At 72.5% G+C, this 22924-nt stretch carries 20 protein-coding genes and 3 pseudogenes; 14 read left to right on the top strand and 9 right to left on the bottom strand.

Features of this window, described 5'->3' with window-relative positions:
* Window positions 1–535 precede the first annotated feature (535 nt).
* Window positions 536–2800 carry a protein kinase domain-containing protein gene (locus D7294_RS22215; protein ID WP_120682513.1) on the top strand — a complete coding sequence of 755 codons (2265 nt, stop codon included), beginning with the start codon at window positions 536–538 and terminating at the stop codon, window positions 2798–2800.
* Between the two features lie 861 nt (window positions 2801–3661).
* On the opposite strand, the gene D7294_RS22210 is transcribed toward D7294_RS22215, so the two are convergent.
* Together D7294_RS22210 and D7294_RS22205 are read right to left on the bottom strand one after the other, a co-directional pair.
* Window positions 3662–3859, bottom strand: a complete 198-nt coding sequence (locus D7294_RS22210) for a DUF397 domain-containing protein (RefSeq protein WP_120682511.1) — start codon at window positions 3857–3859, stop codon at window positions 3662–3664.
* 5 nt (window positions 3860–3864) lie between these two features.
* Entirely contained in the window at window positions 3865–4695 is an 831-nt protein-coding gene (locus D7294_RS22205) for a helix-turn-helix domain-containing protein (protein ID WP_120682509.1), read from the bottom strand.
* A 270-nt stretch (window positions 4696–4965) separates the two neighbouring features.
* Between D7294_RS22205 and D7294_RS22200 the strand changes: the two genes are divergently transcribed.
* The 4 genes from D7294_RS22200 to D7294_RS22185 all read left to right on the top strand — a co-directional run bounded on the left by D7294_RS22200 (window position 4966) and on the right by D7294_RS22185 (window position 11831).
* Window positions 4966–5181, top strand: a complete 216-nt coding sequence (locus D7294_RS22200; protein WP_120682507.1) for a hypothetical protein — start codon at window positions 4966–4968, stop codon at window positions 5179–5181.
* A gap of 126 nt (window positions 5182–5307) precedes the next feature.
* A complete protein-coding gene (locus tag D7294_RS22195; protein WP_120682505.1) occupies window positions 5308–9864 on the top strand; it encodes a DUF6531 domain-containing protein in 4557 nt (1518 codons plus the stop codon).
* A gap of 14 nt (window positions 9865–9878) precedes the next feature.
* Entirely contained in the window at window positions 9879–10298 is a 420-nt protein-coding gene (locus tag D7294_RS22190; protein WP_120682503.1) for a hypothetical protein, read from the top strand.
* A 768-nt stretch (window positions 10299–11066) separates the two neighbouring features.
* Window positions 11067–11831 (top strand): SDR family NAD(P)-dependent oxidoreductase, encoded by a 765-nt coding sequence (locus D7294_RS22185; RefSeq protein ID WP_120682501.1) that lies wholly within the window; start codon window positions 11067–11069, stop codon window positions 11829–11831.
* A gap of 161 nt (window positions 11832–11992) precedes the next feature.
* On the opposite strand, the gene D7294_RS22180 is transcribed toward D7294_RS22185, so the two are convergent.
* Both D7294_RS22180 and D7294_RS34105 read right to left on the bottom strand, forming a co-directional pair.
* Window positions 11993–12556 (bottom strand): DinB family protein, encoded by a 564-nt coding sequence (locus D7294_RS22180; protein WP_120682498.1) that lies wholly within the window; start codon window positions 12554–12556, stop codon window positions 11993–11995.
* 97 nt (window positions 12557–12653) lie between these two features.
* Window positions 12654–12797: pseudogene (locus D7294_RS34105) on the bottom strand (NAD(P)H-dependent oxidoreductase); the annotation flags it as partial.
* 116 nt (window positions 12798–12913) lie between these two features.
* Between D7294_RS34105 and D7294_RS22170 the strand changes: the two are divergent.
* Complete coding sequence (locus D7294_RS22170; RefSeq protein WP_120682495.1) at window positions 12914–13447, top strand: VOC family protein; 534 nt, start codon at window positions 12914–12916, stop codon at window positions 13445–13447.
* 226 nt (window positions 13448–13673) lie between these two features.
* Here the strand turns inward: D7294_RS22170 and D7294_RS22165 are convergent, their stop codons facing one another.
* On the bottom strand, window positions 13674–14096 hold the full coding sequence (locus D7294_RS22165; protein ID WP_120682493.1) for a VOC family protein: 423 nt from the start codon (window positions 14094–14096) through the stop codon (window positions 13674–13676).
* Window positions 14097–14261: 165 nt separating this feature from the next.
* On the opposite strand from D7294_RS22165, the gene D7294_RS22160 reads away from it, so the two are divergent.
* A complete protein-coding gene (locus D7294_RS22160) occupies window positions 14262–15284 on the top strand; it encodes a helix-turn-helix transcriptional regulator (protein WP_120682491.1) in 1023 nt (340 codons plus the stop codon).
* 182 nt (window positions 15285–15466) lie between these two features.
* On the opposite strand, the gene D7294_RS22155 is transcribed toward D7294_RS22160, so the two are convergent.
* Window positions 15467–16150, bottom strand: coding sequence for a TetR/AcrR family transcriptional regulator (locus D7294_RS22155; RefSeq protein WP_120682488.1), 684 nt, complete (start codon window positions 16148–16150; stop codon window positions 15467–15469).
* A 215-nt stretch (window positions 16151–16365) separates the two neighbouring features.
* Between D7294_RS22155 and D7294_RS22150 the strand changes: the two genes are divergently transcribed.
* From D7294_RS22150 to D7294_RS32290, 4 genes and pseudogenes are all read left to right on the top strand, one after another.
* On the top strand, window positions 16366–16923 hold the full coding sequence (locus D7294_RS22150; RefSeq protein ID WP_120682486.1) for a hypothetical protein: 558 nt from the start codon (window positions 16366–16368) through the stop codon (window positions 16921–16923).
* A gap of 165 nt (window positions 16924–17088) precedes the next feature.
* Window positions 17089–17691 carry a hypothetical protein gene (locus D7294_RS22145; protein ID WP_147450892.1) on the top strand — a complete coding sequence of 201 codons (603 nt, stop codon included), beginning with the start codon at window positions 17089–17091 and terminating at the stop codon, window positions 17689–17691.
* Between the two features lie 53 nt (window positions 17692–17744).
* Window positions 17745–17942 (top strand): annotated as a pseudogene (locus D7294_RS22140) (PIN domain-containing protein); the annotation flags it as partial.
* Between the two features lie 187 nt (window positions 17943–18129).
* Entirely contained in the window at window positions 18130–18582 is a 453-nt protein-coding gene (locus D7294_RS32290; RefSeq protein ID WP_174248408.1) for a DUF1062 domain-containing protein, read from the top strand.
* Window positions 18583–18829: 247 nt separating this feature from the next.
* Here the strand turns inward: D7294_RS32290 and D7294_RS33775 are convergent.
* Window positions 18830–18931, bottom strand: a pseudogene (locus D7294_RS33775) (DUF6228 family protein); the annotation flags it as partial.
* Window positions 18925–19200, bottom strand: coding sequence for a DUF6228 family protein (locus tag D7294_RS33770; protein ID WP_277751109.1), 276 nt, complete (start codon window positions 19198–19200; stop codon window positions 18925–18927). The pseudogene D7294_RS33775 and the gene D7294_RS33770, both read right to left, overlap by 7 nt.
* A 1195-nt stretch (window positions 19201–20395) precedes the next feature.
* Between D7294_RS33770 and D7294_RS22130 the strand changes: the two genes are divergently transcribed.
* The 3 genes from D7294_RS22130 (at window position 20396) to D7294_RS22120 (ending at window position 21871) form a co-directional block, all read left to right on the top strand.
* On the top strand, window positions 20396–20698 hold the full coding sequence (locus tag D7294_RS22130; protein WP_120682483.1) for a hypothetical protein: 303 nt from the start codon (window positions 20396–20398) through the stop codon (window positions 20696–20698).
* A gap of 178 nt (window positions 20699–20876) precedes the next feature.
* On the top strand, window positions 20877–21230 hold the full coding sequence (locus D7294_RS22125) for a hypothetical protein (protein ID WP_120682481.1): 354 nt from the start codon (window positions 20877–20879) through the stop codon (window positions 21228–21230).
* A 353-nt stretch (window positions 21231–21583) separates the two neighbouring features.
* The gene (locus tag D7294_RS22120) at window positions 21584–21871 is read left to right on the top strand and encodes a GNAT family N-acetyltransferase (protein WP_338325686.1); all 288 of its coding nucleotides are present in this window, start codon (window positions 21584–21586) and stop codon (window positions 21869–21871) included.
* 418 nt (window positions 21872–22289) lie between these two features.
* Here the strand turns inward: D7294_RS22120 and D7294_RS22115 are convergent, their stop codons facing one another.
* The gene (locus D7294_RS22115) at window positions 22290–22859 is read right to left on the bottom strand and encodes a hypothetical protein (RefSeq protein WP_147450891.1); all 570 of its coding nucleotides are present in this window, start codon (window positions 22857–22859) and stop codon (window positions 22290–22292) included.
* Window positions 22860–22924: the final 65 nt, after the last annotated feature.

The following is a 22924-nucleotide window of genomic DNA, read 5'->3' as shown; positions in this document are numbered from 1 at the left end:
AGCCGTAGGCGTCCGTGCAGATCATGTCGCGCAGCCAGGCGTCGAGTACGGGCCGGTCCGCTCGTCGACCTCGAAGAAGAGCACGACGAGCGGGTGGTCGCGGGCGATGGCGGCCAGGTCGTCCAGGAACGCGGGACCAGCTCCTGCCGCGTCAGACGTCGTTCTGCCAACCCTGGTCCCTCCCCGGTCATCCCCAACGCGGCGCGCCCGCACGGCTGTCAGGGCCGTGGGCGTGGCCACCCTGGTGCTCGGTTCAGGGTGCTGCAGGACGGTGCCGGCTGCAATCTCCCGGCTGCCGCGGGGCGTTGGGGCGGGGCCGTTGGGGTGGAGCCGGGCCGCGGGGCCGCGTGGCCGACGGGTGGCAGGGCCGCCAGGCCCCGGGGGCCGCCGGGCCGCCAGTCCCCCAGGTCGCCGGGCCTTCGCGCCGCCAGGCCCCCAGTCCGTCAGTCGCCCAGTCCCCCAGGCCGCCGGCCGGCCGGAGCTACGATGCGGGCTGACCGGGATGACAGTCGGACCGCAGCGGGGGGCTTGGGCCGTGGGAGACGGGGATCGGGTACTTGCCGGGCGTTACCGGCTGGTGCGGCCGCTCGGGCAGGGCGGCATGGGGGAGGTGTGGGAGGCCCACGACGAGAGTCTGCGGCGGCCGGTCGCGGTCAAGGTGGTCTCGGTTTTGGCGGGCGGCGGCGGCCGGGCCGCCGAGGCGCGGGCCCGTTTCCTGCGGGAGGCGCGGATCACCGCGGCCCTCCAGCATCCGAACATCGTGACCGTTCACGACCTCGGCGAGGCGGCCACCGCGGAGGGCACCACGCCCTTCCTGGTCATGGAGTTGCTCCGGGGCCACAGTCTGGAAGCCGTCATCCGCCGCGGCCCCGTCGGCGGGGCGGACACCGCGCGGTGGGGGGCGCAGGTCTGTGACGCGCTGGCCGAGGCGCACGCCGGGGGCGTGCTCCACCGCGACATCAAACCCGCGAACCTGTTCGTCACGGCCGCGGGCATCGTGAAGGTCCTCGACTTCGGCATCGCCCGCGCCGCCGACCCCGAGGCCACCGGCGACCGGCTGACCCACACCGGGTTCCTGGTGGGCACGGCCTCCTACATGGCGCCCGAGCAGGCGCGTGGGAATCCCGAGCGGCGCAGCGACCTGTACGCGCTGGGCTGCGTGCTGTTCGACATGCTCACGGGGCGGCCGCCGTTCACGGCCCCGGACGCCGTCGGGTACCTCATGGCGCACCTCAACGACCCTCCGCCCGCGCCGAGCAGCGTCGCGCCCGGCGTCTCCGGGGCGTGGGACCGCCTGATCCTGCGGCTGCTGGCGAAGGAGCCGCGGCTGCGGCACGAGTCGGCCGCCGCGCTCGCCGCCGAACTGCGCCGCCTCCAAGGGCAGGGCGGGGACGCGCCCGCGCCGGCCGCGGCGGACCTGGGCGGGCGGCCGGAGGACGCGGCGACCGCGACCGCCCCGGTGCCCGGGGTGGCCGCGCCGACGGCCGTGAGCACGGCGCCCGGCGGGCCGGCCGGCCCGAGGGGCCTCACCCGGCGCGGCCTGCTGGCCGGGGGCGGCAGCCTGGCCGCGCTGGCGGTGGCGGGCGGCGCGGGGGCGGTGTACGTCTCCGGGGACCCGGAGAAGGACCCGGTCGCCTGGTCGCGGAAGATCGACGGCATCGACCTGCTGAACGCCCCGGAGCCGCACCTCCTCGTGTCCGGCGGGCGCTGCGTCGTGGCCACGGGCAACGACTACCGCGACACCGCCGCCCTCTGCGCCGTCGACCTGGCCGACGGCGAGGGACTGTGGGAGGTCTCCCTCGACGGCCTGTGGGTGGGGGCCTCCCCGACGCGCTTCGCCGTGGCCGACGGCGTCGTTTTCGCGCTGACCACCAGCGGCACCGACAAGTCCACCAACGTGGTGCACGCCTTCGACGCGGCGGACGGCACGCGCCTGCTGCGGCGGGACCAGTCCCCCTCGCGGCTGGACGTGCACGGGCCGAGCGGCCTGCTGATCTCCGGCGAGGGAGGGCTGCTGACCGGCACCGACCCGCGCACCGGCGACTCCCGCTGGGTCATGGACGTCTCCTCGCCCTACGACGCCGCCTTCGTGCTCGCCGGGGACCTGGTGTTGTGCGACGGTGGGCCCGCGGTGCTCGCGGAGACCGGCGAAGTGCACTGGGAACGCTCGGACCTGGCCCCGAGGGGCGACCTGGGGCACGCCCTCGGCGAGGGGGTGCTGGCTTACGAGGCGGGCGAGACGGCCGCCGTCGACGTCGTCTTCCGCGCGGCGGACACGGGCGAGGTGGTGTGGCGAAGCCCGTACCGGGAGGAGGACCCGGAGCCCGTCGTCGGCGCCCTCCCGCCCCTCGCGTCGCTGGTGTCCGGCACGACCGTGCTCCTGCCGCCGGGCGCCGGGGAACGCACGAAGCCGACCGCCGTGGACGGGCTCACCGGGGAACAGAAGTGGACCTGGGACGGCGCGGGCGGCACGGACGCCAGGAGCGTGACGGGCGGGTTCGTCGTGCCCGCCGGGGAGACGACGGTGTGCCTGGCCGCCGACGACGGCTCGGAGCGCTGGCGCGACGAGGACGGCGGCACGCCGACGGTGCGGACCGCCGACGCGTACGCCGCGTTCTACCGCACCAAGCGGGAGCGGCTGATCCACCGCTGGACCACCGTGCGGGTCCTCGGCGCGGAGGGCGGCGACGAGGTGTGGAGGGGCCAGTTCGACAGCTCGACCGTGAGCGGCCCCGCGGCCGTCGAGGACCTGATCATCGTGATCGACGGGGACGGGATGCTGTGGGTCCTGCCGGGGTGAGTCCCTGCGCGGAGGGATTCGGCTTGCGGGGCCGCTGAGTTGCGCGCCGGCGCGCCCAGGCCCACCACCGCCTCCGGGTCCACCACCTGGCCCAGGCCCCGGGGCTTCACGTCACCGGGAATGGCATCGACAACGGCGCCCGGCCGATGCCCGCGGCGAGAAGTCGTACGCGGCAGCAGCTGCATCTCTGACCCCCGCCCCGACGAGAGGGGCCACCCCCGTACACACCGGCCCGCACCCCCGACCACGCCGGGACGGCGCCCAGCCCCAACGCCGCCGCAGGTCAACGACTTTGTGCCACCCCCGGCTCCCCCTTCCGCAGCCGGCCCGCTTCTCGTGCATGCGTACGGCGCCGCACCCGGTCGACGACCCGCCACGTAGACCGGCCACAGAGTCCGGGGTGGGGGGTGAGGATTTCGGTGCGGGCCTGTGGGCGGCGGGAGCGGAAACTGTGGGCGGTCTACGTGGCGGGGGGTTGGCCGGGTGCGGGTGGGTGCGGATGCACGAGGGGGAGGCTGGCTGCGGAAGGGGGGGGGTGCCGTGGGTGGCGGGGGGTTGTCTGTGTGCGCGGGTGTGGGGGGTAGAGCGCCGTTCCGGGGTGGGTGGGGGTGCGGGCCGGTGTGTACGGGGGTGGCTTCTTTCGTCGTGGTGGGGGTCAGAGAGGCAGCTGCTGCCGCGTACGACTTCTCTGTGTGGGCAACGGCCGGGCGCCGTTGTTGATGCCATTCCCGGTGACGAGGGGGTGGGTGGGGGTGCGGTTGTCCTGGGCGTTCCGGTGGTGAACTCCCTCCGCAACGCAGCGGCCAGGGCCGGCCGGAAGCCCGCCGGGCACCCGGTCATGGCCGCAGGCCCGCTGGGCGGTCAGCCCTTCACGTACGCCACGAACGCCGCCCAGGCATCCGCGGGAACGATCAACGCCGAGCCGGGAGCCTTACTGTCCCGCACCGGAACGACACCCGGGAAGCCGTCGGCAACCTCAACGCAGTTGTTCTGTCCTCCATCGCTGTAGCTGGACTTACGCCAGGCGGCACCGCTCAGGTCCGGGCTCGGAAATCGCATGCTCTCTAGCCGCCCTTCAACAGGTTGTGGATGAACTCCAAGGAGTCCTTGCGGGTGAGCGCGAGCGCACCGAGTTCATCGTAGGAGAGCCTGAGCTGTTCCACCGCCTCAGGCTCCTCGATCATTTCGCCGGATTTGCTGCCCTCCGAGTAGGCCGCGCAGGTGCCGTCGGGGAGCCACAAGATGGTCAGGGCACCCCCGAGGAGGGCGTGCAGCCCGTCCATGAACGGCAGGACCTGGAGGGTCACGTTCGGCAACTGGTCGTCGTCCAGGAGACGCTGCAACTGCCGATTCCAGGCTTCCCGGTTCTTCAGCGGGCGCCGGAAGACAGCCTCGTCCATCACGACACGCAGATGAGGAGCGGATTCCTCGCGGCGCAGGATGCGCTGCCGGTCCACGCGCAGGGCGAGTTGTTCCTCAAGAGCATCCTCCTCATCAGGACGGTGCGGCCTGGACCACAGCAACTCTCTGGCGTACTCCTCGGTTTGGAGTAGTCCCGGGATGGTCTGTGGGACGTACATCTGCATGACCCTCGCCCTGCCCTCCAACGCCATGTACCGCTGGTAGCGCCCCAGGTAGGCGTCGTCCTTGGCGAGTGACCAGAGGTTTTGGAGGCTGCGGCGGGTTCCGTAGACCTCGTCGAGGCGTCTGGCCGTGGCCAGGTCGCCGAGGCGTTCGCCGCGTTCCAGTTTGCCGAGGTAGGAGCGGTCGTACCGCGTCGCCTCCGACAGGTCGCCCAGGGACATGCCGGATTCCTCGCGGAGTTGGAGCAGTTCGTCCATGTACTTGCGTCGGGCCGGTGCGATCTGGTCCGGCGCCGGCTTGCGTGGGGCCATCGACTTCCCTCATCCGAACGCGCGTGTGTGGCCCGTCGCAGAGGCCACGTCAACCTGCTGGTCAGCGCCGTACCCACGGAGCAAACCTGGTAGTCGTCCGACTACAGAAAGAAGTCCGATCGTGCTGCCTCAGCCCTCCACAGCCACCGAGTCCCCTGCGCCTGGCACCGCCTGTCCCCATCCAGGCGAGCTGAAGGACATGAAGCAGTCGCCCGAGGGTTTGCGCTGTGCGGCCTGCGGCGCGCTGATCTACGGCCGTCCGGTCAGCCGGTGAACCTGCCGAAGGCCGAATGGGCCACCGTGCTGCCGTTCCCCGCGGGGACCCTGGTCAAGGACAAGTCCGGTCGGCGGGGAAGGCTGATGGGCGGCCTGATCGAGCGGAGCAAGGACACGGGCAGGATCGTCCGGCAGACGGCGTTCCTGCGGCCTGTCGGCGGCGGCTACGAGTGGCAGGCGCCCCTCGACGAACTCAGCCGGGCCGAATGACGGGAACCGCCGCCGGGCTTTGCCGTGTCCCTTGAGTGACGACCAAAACCGTTGGCCCGCTTGGCCCTTCATGTCTACCGTGCCCTGTATCGCACACGTCGCTTGATCGTCGGGGGGAGAGAGATCATGGCGCGTCCGTCCGACTGGAGTCCGGTGGACATGGACTCCGATCCGACGCCTGGAGATCCCGAGGAGATCCGGACGCTGGCCGATTCCCTCCAGGACTTCGCCGACGACGTCGGCGAAGCATTGGGAAAGATCCGCGCCATGGCCTCCGATCGCGCCATGCAGGACTGGGCCGGATTATCCGCCGAAGCCTTCCGCTCCGAATTCGACGAAGTCCCCGGCAACCTCACCAAACTCCACACCAGCTACCAACTGTGCGCCCAGGCCCTCTCCGCCTACGCCCCCCAACTCGACACCGCACAAGGCATGGCCGACCGCGCCCTCCAACGCGCCCTCGAAGCCCAAGCCGACCTGACCACAGCCCAGGGGCAGCTGGCCGACGCACAGGACTGGGTCTCGCGCGCGGGCGAGGAATCCGACCGCCTCCAGCAGGAGGGGCAGGGCAGCAGCGCCGCGCCGCCCGACGAGGCTCAGGTGCGTGCCGCCACCCGCAACGCCCAGGCCGCACAGGAGGCCGCCTCCGCAGCCCAGACCCGCGTGGAGGACGCCCAGCAGCGGCTGGACGCGGCCCGTGAACTCGCCCGCCAGGCCCGCGACATGCGCGAGGACGCCGCCCGCACCTGCGCCCAGGGCATCGACGAGGCCTCCGACGCCGGCATCCACAACCGCCACTGGTGGGAAGACGCCATCCACTGGGTCACCGAAAACTGGGACACCATCGTCGCCGTCTGCAAAACCATCGTCGCCGTCCTCGGCATCGTCGTCATGATCATCGGCGGCCCCCTCGCCTGGGTCGTCCTCGCCGCCGCCCTCGTCGTCCTCGCCGACACATTGATCAAATACGCCAACGGCCAAGCATCCCTGTGGGACGTCGCCTTTGCGGCCCTGGACTGCATCCCCGGCATGAAAGGCATCACCACCCTCGGCGGCCTCGCCCGCGGACTACGCGGCGGCCTGTCCGCCGCCCGCACCGGCCTGCGCGGGCTGCGCCAGGGCATCCGCGGACTCGGCCAGGGACTCCGCCGGATGGGGCGCGGCGGCGACAACCTCGTCTGCCGCACCGACCCCATCGACATGGCCACCGGCGAAATGATCATGGACGCCGTCGACGTGACGCTGCCCGGGGTCCTGCCTCTGATCGTTCGCCGGCACCACCGCAGCAGCTTCCGCCACGGCTCCTGGTTCGGCCCCTCGTGGGCCTCCACCCTCGACCAGCGCCTGCTGCTCGACGAGGCCGGGCTGCGCTTCGTCACCGAGGACAGCATGGTGCTCGACTATCCGCGCCCCATCCCGGGTGAGGAGGTCCTGCCGGTGGAGGGCCCGCGCTGGGGTCTGTCCTGGGACGGCGTGCCGGGCGCCCCCCTGACCGTGCACCAGCGCGACACCGGGCAGACCCTGCACTTCGCGCCGGTCGCCGGCCGCGCGGGTGGGGAAGTTCCCCTTGTCGCGCTCAGCGACCGCAACGGCAACAGGATCGAGCTTCGTTACGACGCGCACGGGGCGCCCAGCGAGATGATCCACCACGGCGGCTACCACCTCGGCGTCACCTGCGCCGACGGCCGCGTCACCGCGTTCCGGCTGCTGAGCGCCCCCGACCGGCCGGTCCTGGTTCGCTACGGCTACGACGAGGCCGGGAATCTCGCGGAGATCTACAACTCCTCCGGGCTGCCGCTGAAGCTGGGCTACGACCAGCAGCGGCGCGTCACCGGCTGGGAGGACCGCAATGGCACCTGGTACCGCTACACCTACGACGAGCAGGGCCGGTGCGTCGCGACCGACGGCACCGGTGGCTTCCTGGCCGGCAGCATCGTCTACGACGCCGAAACCCACCGCACCCTGTTCACCGACTCCCTCGGGCACACCACCGTCTACCAGTTCAACGACAGCTACCAGCTGATCACCGAGACCGACCCGCTCGGCCACCACACCCACCGCACCTGGGACCGTTACGACCGCCCCCTCACCGTGACCGACCCGCTCGGCCGCACCACCACCTACGCGTACGACGAGAACGGCCACGTCGCCGTCGTCACCCGGCCTGACGGCCATCGGGTGGAGTTCGAGCACAACTCCCTCGGCCTGCCGGAGCGGATCACCGAGGCCGACGGCGGCATCTGGCGGCAGGAGTACGACGAGGCGGGCAACCGCGTCTCCGTCACCGATCCCGAGGGGGCCGTGACACGGTACGCGCGCAATCCGGCAGGTGCGATCACCGCGGTCACGGACCCCATGGGCCACGTCACCGCCCTGGAGCGCGACGGCGCGGGTCAACTCGTCGCCGCCATCGGTCCGACCGGCCGGGAGACGCGGTACCGGCTCGATGCGTTCGGCCGGGTCGCCGAGGTCGTCGAGCCACACGGGGGCATCCGGCGGCTTGAGTGGTCCGTCGAGGGAAGGCTGCTGCGCCACACGGACGCGCTGGGCGGCACACAGACCTGGGTTCGGGACAGCGAGGGGAACTGCCTCACCCACATCAACGAGAACGGCGGCCGCACGGAGTTCGCCTACGGCGCCTTCGACCTGCCCGTGCTCCAGGTGCGCCCCGACGGCACGCGCCACACCTTCCGGCACGACACGGAACTTCGGGTGATCCGGGTGTCGGGCGATGCGGGCCTGACGTGGGAGTACGCCTACGACGCCGCCGGGCGCCTCGTGGCGGAGGTCGACTTCGACGACCGCCGTACGCACTACAGGCGTGACGCGGCCGGGCAGCTGAGCGCACGCGTCAACGCCGCGGGGGAGGTCGTCTCCTTCACGCGCGATGGCATGGGCCTCATCGTGGAGAAGGACGCGGCGGGGAAGGTCACGCGGTACGAGCGCGATCCCGCCGGGCGGGTGACACGGGCGGTGGGACCCGACGCCGAGCTGATCCTCTCCCGTGACCGCATCGGGCGTGTCCTGGCCGAGACCTGCAACGGCGCGACGGTCACCCACGCTTACGACGAGGTCGGACATCCGCTCCACCGGACCACGCCCGGGGGCATCACCACGGAATGGGCCTACGACGCGACGGGCCGACCGCTTGCGCTCGCCGCGGACGGCCATCTGCTCACCTTCGGGTACGACACGGCCGGCCGGGAAACGGCCCGGCGTTTCGGCAGCGTGCCGTTCCTGACGCGGGCGTGGGACCGCGGTGGGCGTCTGGTCAAGCAGAGCATCGTCAGGGCGGGCGCACCGGTCCGCGAACGCGACTATGCCTACCGCGCCGACCACTACCTCGCGGCGGTTCAGACGCAAGAGGGCGGGCTCTTGGGCCCGGTGGACGTTGCCCGCTTCGGCCTGGACGCCGACGGACGCGTGACCGAGGTGAACAGCCCTGCGGGCAACGAGTCGTACGCCTACGACGCGGCGGGCAACCTGGCCTTCGCCCAGTGGCCCGCGGCGGCGGGGACACCGGCGGCCGTGGGTGACCGGACATACTCCGGCACCGTGATCAGCCGTGCGGGTGGCACCCGGTACGAGCACGACGCATCCGGGCGAGTGGTCCTGTGCCAGAAGAAGCGGCTGTCGCGGAAGCCGGACACCTGGCGTTACTCCTGGGATGCGGAAGGGCGTCTCACGGAGGTGCGCACCCCGGACGGCAGCCGATGGCGCTATCTGTACGACCCGTTGGGAAGGCGGATCGCCAAGCTCAGGCTGGGCGAAGACGGCGCGGTCACCGAACGGGTGGACTTCTCCTGGGATGGTGCGTCCGTCGTCGAGGAGCGCCGTTCCCTCCGTGGGGAGCAGGCCGGACGGCACACCGTCACCTGGGATTACGTGGGCAACCACCCCGTGGCCCAGCGGGAGCGGCACTCGGCAGTCGACGCCCCGCAAGGCGAGATCGACGAGCGGTTCTACGCCATCGTCACCGACACCGTGGGCGCGCCCACCGAACTCGTCGACGAGTCGGGGCAGATCGGCTGGCACCACCGCACGAGCCTGTGGGGCAACCCGCTCGCCCCGAGCACGGGGCCTGCCCGCACCCCGCTGAGGTTCCCGGGCCAGTACGCGGACGAGGAAACCGGCTGGAACTACAACTACCATCGCCATTACGACCCGGAGACCGCTCGATACGCCTCGCCCGACCCCATGGGGCTGACCGCGGCTCCCCATCCGGTGGCCTACGTGCGCAATCCGCACATCTGGTCCGACCCGCTCGGCCTTGAGGGCTATCTCGACTTCTTCACCGTGCAGAGCCCCGAGGACGCGACGCGGCTTCGGGGGGACGGCACGCCCTGGCCGGGCGAGGCCACGCGGGGGCAGTGGGGCGACGGCGTCTACTCCTGGGGCACACGGCAGGATGCCGACGCGTACGCCGACCTGCTGCGCAACCGCAGAGGCGCCAACGTCGAGGTGCTGCACTTCCGGGTCTCCGAGGCGGACTTCGCGGCGATGAACCGCGCGGACATCACGGCCATGCCGGAGGCGGACGCCGAGGCATTCGTCGACCGTCACAGCAGGCTTTACGGTGAGGGCGTACCGCACAACCGGGACTACATCCGTGGGTTCACGAACAACTTCGGCAACGAGCACTTCTTCAGCAGCGCGGTCTTCTGCCGCCTGAAATTCAGCTAGGTCGGGAGAATCGCATGGCACGGGAGTATCGCTACCGTTTTCGGGCACCGGGCGGCAGAGGGGGCCTGGCCGCCGACCTGCGTGCCGAGGCGCACGTGCCGCCCGCCCCGGTGGAGCGCGGTGTGCGGGTCCACCGGGGCGTGTCGCTGGCCGTTCCGGATGGCCTGTACTGGCGGGACGCGGCCTGGCTGGCGGCGGGAGTCGACCTGTCGGGGCCCGCGCTGGCCGAACGGTTCCCTGCCGGGCTGCTGATCGAGGTCCACGAGCTCACCTATCCCCTGGCCGACTACCGCTCGGAGGCGGCCGCCCTGGCGATGGACGGCTGGCTGCGGGCGGAGTTCGGCCTGCCCGCGACAGGGGCGGGCGTCAGCGCGACCTCCGGGGGGCTCGCGTTCCAGTGGGGCGAGCACCGGGACCCGCTGCGCGAGCGCTGACGCCGTGCCACGTCCCCGGGTGGTGTGATCGGGGCCCGGAATCCCACCTGGGGCAGGTCAGCTCCGACCGCTGCCCCTGCCGACGGCATGACCGCGCCCCTCCCCCTCGCCGTACGCGTGATGTGCGGCCGACCGGGGGCTGTGCGCGGTCTACGTGGCGGGTTGCCGGCCGGGGCGGGGTCTGTAGGCGGCCTACGTGGCGGGTGGTCGGCCGGGTTCGGCGTCGTGCGGATGCTCGAGAGGGAGGCTGGCTGCGGAGGGAGGGGGGGCCGGGGGTGGCGGGGGGTTGGCTGTCTGCGGGGGTGTTGGGTGGTGGGGCGCCGTTCCGGGGTGGGTGGGGATGCGGGCCGGTGTGTACGGGGGTGGCTTCTTTCGCCGGGGCGGGGGTCAGAGATGCAGCTGCTGCCGCGTACGACTTCTCGGCGTGGGCAACGGCCGGGCGCCGTTGCTGAGGCCATTCCCGTCGACGTAAAGCAGTCATTCACCGGGCGCAACGTGGGCAAGGTCGTCTCCCCGGGGGACCGAGGGCCTGCCCTGGCTCACATCCAGGGGGCCCGTCCTGGTTCGTGCCCGAGGAGACGGCGCAGGCGTGGAGGGGGGAACGTACCGCCCTTCAACGGCCGTCGCCCGGCGCGGGGGTGACGCGCGCCACACCGCTGCGCCGTCACAGGGCCGGTGAGTGCGGCCTCTCCATGGCACCGGGACGACCGCGCCGCACGCGCGGCGCCCGCGACACCGTCACACGCCTGAGAAGGAAGGGACTCCCCCATGGACGAGCGCACTTCACCGCGGCAGGTGGCCCTGATCACTGGTGCGAACAAGGGGATCGGCCGCGCGGTCGCCGAGTTGCTGGCCGCGCAGGGCGGCACCGTTCTCGTCGGCGCCCGGGACGCCGGGCGCGGTGAGGCGGCCGCGGCGGCGATACGGGCCGCGGGGGGCGACGCGTACCCGCTCACGCTGGACGTGACCGACCCTGCCACGGCCCAGGCCGCCGCCGCCTGGATCGGCGACCGCTTCGGCCGACTGGACATACTGGTCAACAACGCCGGCATCTCCGGTTCCGGCCAGGCCGCGCCGCAGGATGCCCTCGACCGCGTCCCCAGCGCGGTGGACGTGGACCTGGTCCGCGAGGTCTTCGCCACCAACGTCCTGGGCGTGATCACGGTGACAAACGCCGTGCTCCCGCTGCTGCGACGGTCCCCGGCCGCGCGCATCGTCAACGTCTCCAGCCACGCCGCGTCCCTGACCATGACCGCCCAGGTGGACGGGCCCCTGTCCGGGCTCACGTCGGCGGCCTACTCGCCGTCCAAGGCGGCTCTCAACGCCCTGACCCTGCAGTACGCGAACGAGCTGCGGAAGGAAAACATCCTGGTCAACGCCGCCGCCCCCGGCTACGTCGACACCGACATCAACGGCCACACCGGCCTCCTCACCCCGGCACAAGGCGCAGCCGTGGTGATCCGCCTGGCCACCCTCGGCGAGGACGGCCCCACCGGCGGATTCTTCAGCGAAGAAGGCCCGCTGCCCTGGTAGCGGCCGGCGAGGCCACCCACAACGGAACCCGGCGACCGGCGCGGACCCCTTGCGTTCCTCCGCGCCGGGCCCCGGGGTGGGCAAGTGGGAACGCCGACGGCCCGCCGCCGTATCCGCTGTGCGTGCGACCGGGCGAAGTGCGATCGCCGGTTGCCGGGAAGTCATGTCGGGCGCGGCGCGGCCTCGTCCTGCCGACGGTAGAGGTCACGCAGCAGGGAAATCTCGGCGCCGTGGTGGATCATCTCCCTGTTGACGTGCAGGATTCTGTTCTCCATGGGGAACCGCTCGGGACCCACCCGGGGCGGGTTCTCCAGGTCGGCGTCCGAGAGTTCGCGGACCCCGGCGTTCCATCTCCCGTACATGTCGTCGAGCTGTTTCAGCGCCTCGTCGGCGGTCCCCGCGTAGGCGAACGTCTCGAAGTCGACGTCCTGGCCGCCGAAGTACCAGCCGACCCGGTAGCCCAGGCAGGAGACGATGAGGTGCGCCAGCCGCCAGGCGATTGTCGTCACCGGCGGGGGCACCGGTTCCGGGGACGCGAAGTCCATCGCCCATTCCCCCGAGCCTGCCGACACCGGTGCGGCGGACGTGCCGCGCGGGCGGATGCTCCAGCAGCCGGGCACCGGCTCCCAGAAGTACTCCTCATCGGCAAGACCGTGCAGCCGCGGCCGCAGGTTTTTCTGCCAGTACCAGTCCAGCTGGTCCGCGAGTCGCTCGCTTCTTGTCATTTCCGCACACTACCTACCGCGGAGACCCGGCTGTGCCCCTCGCGGTCGCCGTCGCCGGGAGTGGGCCGCGGGAGCGTACCGCGCCGGGAGGTGAACACGGGCGCAGGGCGTGTTCCAGGACCAGCGCGTGGTGATCCCCGCCGCCGGTCGCGGTGAGGAAGACGGGCTTGTTCGCGAGGGCGTACTGGCCGGCCAGGTCGGAGAAGTGCTTGAACAGGCCGGGGTACGAGCCGCGGAACACAGCACTCGGCGAGGTCGGCGAGGGGGTACGTGGGGCCTGGGCTTGTTCAGGAAAGAGGCGTGCCTCTTTCGTCGCTAGCGTCGGCGTTGGCAGGCAACGTCGGCGAGAGGACCGGTATGCCGGAGCAGATCAACTTCCAGCCCGAGGGGTACACCACGGTGGCGCCGTGGGTCGTGACCGACGACACGGGGGCCTTCCTCGACTTCGTCTCCCGGGCGTTCGGCGGACAGGAGCTGGGGCGGGTGGTGACCGAGGACGGCTTGATCGGTCACGGTGAGATCCGCGTGGGCGACACCGTGGTGCTGGCGTTCGACCGGCACGCGGACTGGCCCGCGATGCCGAGCCTGCTCCGGGTGTTCGTCGCGGACGCGGACCAGGCGCTCGCGCGGGCCGTCGCGGCCGGTGGGCAGGTCGTCACCGCGCCGGCGGACGATGCCTTCGGGCAGCGCGGCGGGCGCGTCAAGGACCCCTTCGGCACCATCTGGTGGGTGGTCAGCCGGGTGGCGGAGGTCGCCGAGGAGGAGATGTGGCAGCGGCTGGCGGACCCCGTCTACGCCGGGGCCATGCGCGTGGCCCAGGAGACGCTCGACGCCGAGTTGAGCGGTCGACGCCGCGGCCGCAGCAGCGCGCCCGTCAGGGCGATCGGCTGAGCGGTCAACGCCACGGCTGATCCGTACCGAGGTGGGGCACGTCCGCGGTCGGCTGCCGCCGTGCGCGGGGCGCTCGTTGCCCAAGGCGCTCGTTGCGCCCGGGCGTTCCGAGGTGGCCGGTGTTCCGGGGCGCCGGGCGTTCCGAGGTGGCCGCGCCGCCCGAAGCGCCCGCGCCGCCCGGTCGTCGTCGTGGCTGCGCGGGCGGCCGGGCGGTGCGGGCGCGGTTTCAGCTGTGGTGCGGCGCGGCGACGTCCAGCACCCAGGTGACGCCGAAGCGGTCGGTCAGCATGCCGTACAGCGGTGACCACTGCGCGGGCTCCAGCGGGCGCACGAGGGTCGCGCCCTTGGCGAGCCCGGCCCACAGGGCGCTGATCTCCTCGGCGTCCTCGCCGCGCACGGAGACGAAGAACGGGTTCTCGCCCTGGTTCCACGGCAGGTGGGAGGGCACGTCGTAGGCCATGATGTGGAAGCCGTTGTCGCCGGCCACCTCGCCCCAGGTCACCCAGTCCGCCTCGGTCTCGTTCTGTACGGCGCCGGCGTCCCGGTAGGTGACCGCGACGGTACGCCCGCCGAACACGGACTGGTAGAAGTCCAGTGCCTCCCGGGCGGTGCCCCGGAAGTTGAGGTGGGTGGTGGTCGTGATGGGCATGGCCTGCTCCCTGCCTGCGTTGAAGTGGCTGTTGCGCCGGCCGTCCGTCCGGCTCGGCGGTGGCCCGCCGTGGCCGGGGTTGCTCCCGAACGGCGGGTGCGCGATCGCCACGGTAGGAGCCGTAGCGGACAGGGTGTGTCCGCTACCGCGGGGAGGGTGAGGGGCATGCACAAGACGTCGTCGCGGCTGCTTGCGCTGCTGTCGTTGCTCCAGGCGCACCGTGACTGGTCGGGCGGGGAACTCGCCGGGCGGCTCGACGTCACCCCGCGCACGGTGCGCCGGGACATCGACCGCCTGCGGGAGCTGGGTTACCCGATCACCACCGTCAAGGGGCCGGCCGGCGGCTACCGGCTGGCGGCCGGCGCGCACCTGCCGCCGCTGCTGTTCGACGAGGGCCAGGCCGTCGCGCTCGCCCTCGCCCTCCAGACCGCGCCCCTGGGCACCGCGGTCGGCGAGGACGCCGCCCGTGCCCTGGCCACCCTGCGCCAGGTCATGCCTGCCCGCCTGCGCCGCCGGATGGAGTTGCTGCGCCTCACCGCCGTCCCGCCTCCCGCGGGCCGCGGCACCCCGCGGATCGATCCGGAGCTGCTGGTGGAGTTGAGCCGCGTCGTCCACGCCCGGGAGGAGTTGCGCTTCGACTACGCCCCGGGTCAGGGCTCCGCGGGCGATCTTCGCCGCGCGCAGCCGCACCACCTGGTGGTGTGGCGCCATCGCTGGTATCTGGTGGCGTGGGACCTGGATCGCGAGGACTGGCGCATCTTCCGCGCCGACCGGGTCCGGCCGCGCACCCCCACCGGCCCCCGCTTCGCCCCGCGTCCGCTTCCCGGCGGCGACGTCTCCGCCTTCGTCACCGGCCGGTTCCGGGGCGGCGACGGCAGCACCGAGGACTGGCCCTGCCGCGGCGACGTCGTCCTCCACCTTCCGGCCGCCGAGGTCGCGCCCTTCGCCGAGGGCGGGATCGTCGAGGAACTCGGCCCCGACCGCTGCCGGCTCGTCCTCGGCTCCTGGTCCTGGACCGGGCTCGCCGCGGCCATCGGGGGCTTCGGCGCGGACATCGAGGTCATCGGCCCGCCCGAACTGGCCGCCGCCTTCGGGGACCTCGCCACCCGGTACGCCCACGCCGCCCGCACCGCCCGCACCGCCCACGCCGCCCGCACCGCGGAGCCGGGGGCGGGCGCGGGGCGGTGAGAACGCGCCACGTTCCGGGGCGGCGGGGCGAGACGGTCCGGGGCGGCGAGGCACGTTTCGCTGCGGCGCCGGGGTGTGAGCCGGCGCAAGTGCGTTCCGTGCGCCGGATTCGGGCAACGAGGGCGCGCGGCTCGTCCCGGCCGCCCTCGGCGCCTGGCGCGGTCGGCCGGGCCGCCGGGGGGTTACGCGCCGGGGGGCGAGCAGGCGATGTCGGAGACCGCCGTGGCTGCCGAAGGCGCCTGGCCGGAGGCGGGAGCGGCGCCCTCGTCGGACTCGCGGCTCTGGTGGACGCGCAGCAGACCGTCGATGCCGCGCAGCAGGGTCTCGCCGGCCTGGACGGGGTCGCCGAGGTAGCCGGCGCTCATGGCGCCGTCGCGGAGCATGACGAAGTGCCGTCCGGCGTATGCGGCGGAGGTTTCCGTGATCTTGGCGAAGAGTCCGGTGACCGTCTGCAGGTACCACTCGCGGTGTTGGACGACGGCCCGGTGGACCGGGTGGTCGGGAGCGGGGTACTCCGCCGCCGCGTTGAGGAAGGCGCAGCCGCGGTAGCCGGGCGAGCGGATCTGCTCGGCCAGGGAGGCGCCGATGCCGCGGAGGATGTCGTCGGCCGGCGCGTCCGTGGCCGTCAGGGAGCCGACCTGGGTGCGGATCGCGTGGTCGACGCTTTCGATGTAGGCGACGGTCAGGTCTTCCTTGCTGCGGAAGTGGCGGTAGAAGGTGGCGTTGGTGACCTTCGACTCGGCGACCAGACGGTCGACGCCCACCGCGTGGATGCCCTCGGCGTAGAAGAGTTGCCCGGCCGTCCTCAGGAGCCGCTCTCTGGCCTCGGAGACCCTCCTGCCGGTGCGCGCTTCCGTCTGATTCATACCGCCGACTGTAGCAGGTAGAACGGTCTCTCTTGCTTAACCGGCCGAGGGTGTGCCAGTCTCTCAACGAGAGAGAGCGTTCTCTCTACCTCGGGGCGGCTTCCCGCGTTCCGTGCTGCTGCCACACGCCGCGCCGCCCCGGGGGAAGCCACACGCCCCGGCCGTGGACGGCCGGACCCGTCCCGCACCCGTTTCCGCACTCACCGGAGGACCTCATGGCATCCACCACATCCACCGCGCGCCTCGCCACCACGCCCGCCCTGCGACGGCTGTACGTCGTCCGCTTCGCCTTCGCCGTCGCCTGGGCGGCGCTCCTCCTGGTGTCCGGCTCCGACCTCACCGCCTGGGTCAGGCTGCTGCTGGTCCTCTATCCCGCCTTCGACGTGGCCGCGGCCGTCGTCGACGCCAGTTCGGCGCGCGTCGCCGGGCCGGTGAAGGGCCTGTACGTCAACATGGCCGTCAGCGCGCTGGCCACCGCCGGCGTCGCGGTCGCCGGCGCCTCGGGCGTCGCCGACGTGCTGCGCGTCTGGGGCGCGTGGGCGATCCTCTCCGGCCTGGTCCAGCTCCTCGTCGGCGTCGCGCGCCGGCCGCTGGGCGGCCAGTGGGCCATGATCCTCAGCGGCGGCATCTCGGCCCTGGCCGGTGCTTCCTTCATCCGCAGCGCCGCGCAGGACGACCCCTCGCTGACCACCCTCGCCGGCTACGCCACCCTCGGGGGAATCTTCTTCCTCATCTCGTCGATCCGCCTGCCCCGCCCGGCCACGAAGGGCTGATCCCGGCCGGCCGATCCGCGTCGACCGGGCAAGGGGGGTGCCGTGGGCGGCGGTGGGGTTGGTGGGGCCGGTGGCCGGCGGGCGGCGGGGGCCGGTGGCCGGCGGGCGGCGCGGGCCGGTGGCCGGCGGGCGGCGGTGTCAGACCCGGCGGGCATCCTGTCTGCCATGGATGTGCCGCGAACCCGGCCGCCGCGCGACCGCCACGAGCTGGACGCGGTGCTGAGCCGCGGCTTCGACCTCATCAGGGCCGTCGTGCCGAGGCTGGAACACCGGCTCGTCGGCACGGCGGCTGCTTGCCTGCAGGGCGTCGACGTGCCGGTGGGCGATGTCGACCTCCTCGTCGCCCGGCGCCAGGACGTCGACGCCGTGGCACAGGCCCTGGCGGGCCTGCCGTGCGTGACGGCGCCACGGTGGATCGAGGCGTCCGGGCAGTACTTTGCCTGCTACAGCCTGGACGGCATCCGCTTCGAGATCAGCACGGTCGAATCGCCGTGCGCCGAGGACGGGTGGGAGTGCCAGGGCCCCGGCCCGTGGCGGCACTTCGTCACCGTGGTCCGCGGCGGGCACCGCATCGACTGCGTGAGCCTGGAGCTCCGGCTGACCACCGAGTTCCTCCGCGACCGCCCCGACAGATACCGGCCCCTGCTGGCCCACCTCGGCGCCCACGGCGCCGACCTCCCGCTCCTCCGGCAGAGCATGGCCGTACGCAGGGTCCCGCACACGCTCGCGCGCCTGACCCGGGAACTCCAGGCAGCCACCCCGCCCTGATCCGCGGCCTCCCGGGCTCGCCCCGGACCGCAACGGGCCGGCGGCGCCGAACAATGCGCCGCTGGATGCGCCGCGGGCGCGTCGCCGTCCCGGAGATCACCGAGGACCACCTGGCCGCCGCTCAGTCGGTGCGCGCCCGCCACCGCGCCCTCGACCTCGACCTCGCCGACGCGGTGAACGTGGCCCTGGCCGCCGACTACGGCACCGACGCGGTCCTCACGCTCGACCGGCGCGGCTTCCGGGCCGATCGGAGGCGGCCACCCGGCCAAAAGTCGGTGGAGCCGCACTCCCGGGTGCCGTTACCGTGTTCCCGCCCGCAGTCACCCCGTCGAGGACACGCCGTTGTACACCGAGTGAGATCCCTCGAGCGCTGATCCGTCGCGCTGTGCGCCGCGCTCCTTTTCGCTGCGGTCTTCTCACTGGAACCGGTGTATCTCTGTGTCCAAGAACCGGGTGTTCATGCCCGCCTTCCTGCCGTTCGTTCTCCGCCGTTGCCACCCGCGCGCCCTCGGCCGCTTCGCGGCGAACGGCAGCTTCCACATCCCTGTGAACCACGAGTTCCTCGACGCCTGGCTCCTCGCGCCGTACACCGGCCGCGGGAAGGGCGCCGGGCCCACCGTCCTGGGGCGGGTGAACGGGCGTTCCCCGCAACGCGCGTTCCCGAACCCGCTGCGTGGCAACGGGCCCGGCCCGGCGGCCGCACTGCTCCCGGAGCAGGTCGTCCGGCGCCGTGGCGTGGGCGGCCCGGGCCGAACCGACCGGCCGGCCTGGCAGTCGCCGTACGGCCCGCCGCCGCGCCGGTCGGCCCGCGGCCGGTGGGCGCCCGTGCCGGTGCCGGCCAGGTCCCGGCTCCCGGAGCGGCGCGGGTTCCTGTGCGGCCGGTGCGACTGACCGCCGGGAGCTGCGGATTGCCGCCAGGCGAGGCCACAGGACCGTCGGCCGCGGAAAGCCGCGTGTCCCCCGGCCCGCCTGAGCGGCACCCGCACGGAACGGCACCCGCTGGGAGCGGAACTGCGCCCGCTCGGAGCGGAGCCGCACGGAGCGGCACCCGCATGAAGCGGCCGTGGGCGGCCTCCCCCTGGCGGAGAAATTCCCGCAGTTCCGCAGCCACAGCCGTCATCCCCTCCCCGGCTTCCATCACCGTCGTCACCGTGCACGTCCAGTCGACGGGGAAAAGGCCGGACCGAAGGGTCCAGCCCAGACGCACGTGACCGCCCGCCCCGAAGGTCGCCGTCACCATTTCAGGTTGTTGCCGTTCCAGACCCGTTCCCCCGCCCACCCGCGGAAGTCACGCGCGAGGCCGTCGAAGAACGCATCCATGTCGTCCCAGGAGGTGATGGTCACCGTGTCGAGCCGCGCCCGCACCCCCTCGGCAACGGCCTCCACCGCGAAGGCCGTCTCGTACTCGTCCACCCGCGACCAGTCGAACAGCCGGACAGAGGCCGCCGGCGTCCCCGGCCCCCGCACCAGGAGTTCGACCCGCCCGGACGCCGCCTCGATGAGACTCACCCGCCGAACGATACGGACCTCGCCCCGGCGACGGCATCACCGATTCCGCGGCCCGGGACCGCCGCTCACCCCCTTCCCAGTCCCGGCAACGCCGCCGCACCGCATGCGCCGCGACGGCCGTACCGAGCGGCGCGCGACCCTTTCCCTGACCACGTCAACGAATCGGGCGCGGATGCGGCTGTGGAGGGGAGTCGTGCGGATTCGGCGACCGGCCCCCGGAGACAGCATCAATTACCTTGGCTCCCAGGTCCACATCACCGGAGGCCACCACCGAACCGCCGAGATCGCGGACCGAGTCGGCCGCGGAGAAAAGTCTCCCGACGTCCTCATCGAGTTCTTCATACGCGCATGACCACCTGCCTCAGCATCCGCCTCTTCGCACAGCACACCGCCTGCGTCTTCGCCGCCGCAGGCAAGGCATGGGTGGGCCTCGCCGACGAACCGGCCACCCACCCCGCGGCCTGGGCACGGATCTGGGGCAGCCACGCCCCGGCAAGCGAGGCCGACATCAGCGGCCTGCTGCGCCGACTCTCCGAGGAACTGCGGCTTGAGACGGCGCCCGGCCCCACAGGCGCCGGCCCTCGGACCATCGTCGCCGGACACTACTTCTTCGACGGCTGGGAGTACTGGGGACCAGGAAACCCCGCCCCTCTGCTTCCGAACACGGCAACCCACTACACAAGCGAAGCCCGCACGGCATCACTCGAGGACCTGGCCCACTGGCAGCCCCCGGCGAAGAGACGTGAAGCTCTATCCCTACATCGGCCCCCGGGAACACCTCGCCAGAGCCCGGCCTGAAGCCGCCGGTCACGCCATCACCTCCCGCGGAGACCTCTCGGCATGGCTCGCCCAACAACCCTCAGACGACCTCGCCGAGCCCTTCACCTTCACAGTCGACGGCAACCTGCTGCTCCGTCTCGCCCTCCGACGAAGTGAACACGTCGTCTGCGCCGAAGGCGCCCGTGCTCGCCGCCGGAGAAATCAGCTCACGAGCGGCGTGTGCCGATCACAGAAGTTGCATCTGTGGCCGGCAAGAACTCGTCCAGGAGCGGTCCGATCCAGGCGGATGAGACGCAGCCGCCGGCCGCGATGGAACGGCGGTTTGATCGACCAGCTCGTCTCCGGCCCCCGCCCTCGCCGCTATGGGCCGCTACCCGCACCTGGGCATCGGCTACCACGCCGAGAGCCAGGTCAGGTGCACGCCGCAGGGCGGGGCACCCGCCGGAGCAACGCACTGGGCCAGAGCGTCTCCTACGCCTGTGACGCGCGCGGCCAGATCACCGCCAAGGATGTCGACGGCGCCCTGACCTCGTACGAGTACAGCACCCTCGGAGCGATGACCCGCGCCACGGGCCCCGACGCGGACATCCTCTGGGAACGCGACGCCATGGGGCGCGGCCTCAGCGAGACGGTGAACGGCCGCCGCCTCACCATCCGTTACGACGCCGCAGGACAGCGCTTCGCCCGCACGGCCCCCGTCAGCGCCGTCACGGAGTAGGGCTACGACCTCGCCGGCCGTCGGGCCGAACTCGACGCCGCGGGACGCGTCCTGGGCTTCTCCTGCGACGCCGCCGGGCGCCAAACCGCCGCCGAATTCGGCGACTTCCGGCACCTTCGAGTACGCTTGGGACGCACTCGGACGACTCACCGGGTCCACGGCCACCACGCCCGAGCGCATGGTCGAGAACCACTCCTACGTCTACCAGCCGGGCGGGCAACTGGTCGGCGTACATGACGCGGAGCGCGGCGAGACCGCGTTCACCCTCGACGCGGCCGGGCACGTCACCGCAGTGCAAGGGACACGCTGGAGTGAGCGCTACGCCTACGACGAGGCCGGCAACCCGACCGACGCCACCTGGCCGAACACCCTCCCCGGCCACGACGCCAGGGGGACCCGGACGTTCGAAGGCAGCCGCGTCATACGGGCCGGCACGTACTCCTCCACGTACGACGCCCCGGGGCCCGGACAGCAGCCCATCATCGCCAACGACGGATACTGGCGCACGTTCCTCCCCCTCGTGCCCCGCTGAGAAGGACTGCCCCATGATCTACGTCGGATTCTTCCGCGAGATGCGCGAGACCCCGCCCGAGATCTACCGCGACTCCCCCACGACGCCATGGCGGAGCCGGGAGACTACGACGCGGACGCGGTGGCCGCGTCCGCGACCTGGGCTTCCGCGTGGGCTGACGACGTCGCTGTCACGCGGGAGGCGACCGGCGTCATCCGGTCATACCACCGGCCGTCTCCGCGAGAGTGACGCGGGGAGTGACGAGGTGGTGGCGGCGTTCGCCCGCTTGCTCCCGCAGCTGTCGCGGACCGCGGCGCCGCTGGATCGCGACGCGGTGACACGGCTGGTGAACCTGCCGCACCAACACGGTGCTGATGGCCCGGGTCCGAGGCGAGATCGTCGGCACGCTCACGCTGGTGACGTTCCCCGTCCGGTCCGGGCTGCGGGCCCGCATCGAGGACGTGGCCGACGACGAGCACGCCCGGGGCCAGGGGGCCGGCGCTGCGCCGGCGAAGGAAGCGTTGTGCCTGGCAGAGCAGGCAGGTGCCCGGACCGTGGACCTGGCGTCGCGTCCCTCACGGCGGACAGCGAACCGGCTCTACGAACGGCTCGGGCAGGCCCGCCAGTCAGGAGTGTACCGGTTCCCGGGGAGTGGCCGATAGCAGGCCGCCCCGGCCCGTTGCTGCGCCCGGTGTGGGCGAGGTGCCAGCCCTCTGGACGCCAGCGGATCGTCACCGAGCCCGTCGCCATCCCGGGGCACAGCTCGGCCCCCTCCCTGGGCCCCCCACGAGACCTCGCGCAGGTCGGCCGCGAGGTCCGCCGCCTGTCCCGCAACATCGCGCCCGCGGATGCCCGGCCTTGGTCCGCAACGGCCTCAACGCCGCCTGCGCGGCGCTCCGCGCCGGCTTAGCCTCCGCGAGCTCCGCATCCTGCGCGTCGATCAGCGCGGTGACCGGCTCCAGCCTGGCCTTGAGCCGCTTGAGCGGACGTACAGGTCCGCACGGACATCCACACGACACAGCTCAAGGCGTTACGGTGCCCGGCCGGGGGGCGATGCTGCGGTTTCCCGAGCTGTTATGGCTACGCGGCGCTCCCCGTCTCCCCACCGCTCGTGGCGCCAAGCGGCGGCGGCACGAGAGTCTGGAGGATGGTGTCCAGTAGATCGATGGCTCGCGTGCGGGTCGCCGGGTCGTGGAAGGCGGCGAGCAGTTCCTCTACGCGTGCCCTGATCGCCGCGTTCTCGTCGGGTCGGCCGCGCGCCATATCGGCGCGCAGGGCGTCCGTGAGCAGTCCGAAGGCCGTGAGCACGGATCGGGTCTTCGCGGCGGGGTCCCCCACGGCGAACTGCGCGTCGGCGTATCGGTCAACCCACCAGGCCAGCCCAAGCCGACGGTCAAGCAGCAGTTCCCGCAGGGCTTCCAGGCGCGCGAGTTCGGCAGCTGCCCTCACCTGCTCATGTTGCACGGCTGCTTCGCGTCGTTGCGCGGCCGCGCTGGTCTCTTCTGACACGCTCAGCGCCGTCCGACCGCTTACGCTCAGCCGGGAGTCGGACCTGATCGGTGTCGACAGCTCGCGGTTGATCGCGGCCTCGGCATCGTCCGCCTGCACGACCGAGTACCGCTCGGCAACGCTCGCGGCGACGTCTCTCACGAGAGACCTGGCCACCGCATCGCCATGCAGGATGCTCCCCGAAGCACCGCTCGGCTCCCACCTGT

This window comes from Streptomyces hoynatensis (assembly GCF_003626535.1).
Classification (GTDB): Bacteria; Actinomycetota; Actinomycetes; order Streptomycetales; family Streptomycetaceae; genus Streptomyces; species Streptomyces hoynatensis.
The sequence above is the reverse complement of the archived record's forward strand: the minus strand, read 5'-3'. Positions and strand labels throughout refer to the sequence as shown.